The following is a 2,214-nucleotide window of genomic DNA, read 5'->3' on the forward strand; positions in this document are numbered from 1 at the left end:
GGCATCCGCGATCTGAACACCCCGCCGGAACCCGTCGCCGACGAGTACGCCGGAGACGGCGGGGCGGCCCACTGACACCGGCGGACGTCCAGCCCCTGAGACAGGTGTCAACAGGGGTGACGCTCATGTCGCCGCCTGTCATCATGTGCCGGTGCATACGTCAGAGAGCAGTCAGGGCAGCCGTGGCAAGGGCGTCGGACTCGGTCTCGCGCTCGCCTCGGCGCTGGCCTTCGGCGGGTCGGGAGTGGCCGCCAAGCCGCTGATCGAGGCGGGACTCGACCCGCTCCACGTGGTCTGGCTGCGCGTGGCCGGCGCCGCTGTCGTCATGCTGCCCGTCGCCGTACGGCACCGCGCGCTGCTGCGCCGCCGGCCCGCGCTGCTCGCCGGGTTCGGGCTGCTCGCCGTCGCCGGCGTCCAGGCCTGCTACTTCGCCGCACTCTCCCGCATCCCGGTGGGTGTGGCACTGCTCATCGAGTACCTGGCTCCCGCCCTGGTGCTCGGCTGGGTCCGGTTCGTGCAGCGGCGGCCCGTGACGCGCGCCGCCGCGCTCGGTGTGGTCCTCGCGGCCGGCGGCCTCTCCTGCGTGGTGGAGGTCTGGTCGGGGCTGAGCTTCGACGCCCTGGGCCTGCTGCTCGCGCTCGGCGCCGCCTGCTGCCAGGTGGGCTACTTCGTCCTGGCCGACCACGGCGGCGACGCGGGCGAGGAGGCACCGGACCCGCTCGGCGTCATCGCCTACGGCCTCCTCGTCGGTGCCCTCGTACTGACGGCGGTCGCCCGCCCCTGGACCATGCGCTGGTCGGTGCTGACCGGCTCCGCCGACATGAACGGCACCGCCGTACCCGCCCTCGCCCTTCTCGGCTGGATCGTGCTGGTCGCCACCGTCGTCGCCTACGTCACCGGCGTGCTGTCGGTGCGCCGGCTGTCGCCGCAGGTCGCCGGGGTCGTCGCCTGCCTGGAGGCGGTCATCGCGACCGTGCTGGCCTGGGTGCTGCTCGGCGAGCACCTGTCGGCGCCTCAGATCCTCGGCGGGGCGGTCGTCCTGGTCGGCGCGTTCATCGCCCAGTCCTCGGCGCCGGCGAAGGGCTCCGCCGAGCCGGTGGCCGCGGGCGGCGTCGAACGCGAGTTGTCGCCGCGGGGCACGACTGCATAAAGTGCCCGTCATGCCGTCGAACGCACTCGTCCTTCCGCCTCCGGCCGCCTGAGGCGGGCCTCCGGGACATCAGCCCCGCGCTTGTGCGCCGGGCGTGACGGTGCTGCCCGCAGACGAAGTCCGCGCGTCCCGCTGAAGCGGGCGCCCCCGAACTTCCGCACCCCTGGGTGCGTTTCTGCGGAAGAGTTTCCCTTGACGACGTCGAACGCTGCTTCTGGCCTGCCCGTGGGGCGTGGCCTGCTCTATCTGATCATCACCGGTGCCACCTGGGGCACCGCCGGGGCCGCCGCCTCCCTGGTCTACCGGACCAGTGACATGGGCGCCTTCGGACTGTCCTTCTGGCGCTGCGCGCTGGGTCTGGTCCTGCTGCTCGCCGGACGCGGACTGCGCCCCCGGACCCGCCCGGCCGGCACCGAACCGCTGGCCCGCAGGGCCGGGAAGGTCCTCGCCACGGGCCTCGGCCTGGCGGTGTTCCAGACCGCCTACTTCGCCGCCGTGGAGTCGACCGGCCTGGCCGTGGCCACGGTCGTCACCCTCGGCGCGGGCCCCGTCCTCATCGCGCTCGGCGCCCGCCTGCTGCTCGGCGAACGGCTCGGCGCCGGCGGAGTGTCGGCCGTCGCCGGGGCGCTCGCGGGGCTGGCCGTGCTGACCTTCGGCGGCTCGGCCGCGACGGTACGGCCGGCGGGAGTGCTCCTCGCGCTCGTCTCGGCCGCGGGCTACGGCGCCATGACCCTGCTGACCCGCTGGTGGGGGAGGGCCGGCGGCACCGACGCCTCCGACACCACCGTGGGCGCCTTCGCGGTGACCGGCCTGTGCCTGCTGCCGTTCGCGCTGCACGAGGGCCTGCTGCCGCACACCGCCCACCCCGGGCGGCTGCTGTGGCTCGTGCTCTACATCGCCGCCGTGCCCACGGCCCTCGCGTACGCCCTGTACTTCGCCGGGGCGGCCGTCGTACGGTCCGCCACCGTGTCCGTGATCATGCTGCTGGAGCCGGTGACCGCGGCCGTGCTGGCCGTCGCCCTGCTCCTGCTCGGTGCCGTCGCGGGCCTCGCGGTGAGCGAGGC

The 2,214-nt window shown here is 74.5% G+C and carries 2 protein-coding genes; both read left to right on the forward strand.

Annotation, left to right across the window (positions count from 1 at the left end):
* The first annotated feature begins 145 nt into the window (after window positions 1-145).
* On the forward strand, window positions 146-1,150 hold the full coding sequence (locus tag ACWDEN_RS46110; protein ID WP_351616221.1) for an EamA family transporter: 1,005 nt from the start codon (window positions 146-148) through the stop codon (window positions 1,148-1,150).
* A 192-nt stretch (window positions 1,151-1,342) separates the two neighbouring features.
* Window positions 1,343-2,214 (forward strand): DMT family transporter (locus tag ACWDEN_RS46115; RefSeq protein WP_450864018.1); only part of this gene is annotated, 872 nt, incomplete at its 3' end.

It is taken from the genome of Streptomyces sp. NPDC001153 (genome assembly GCF_053598315.1).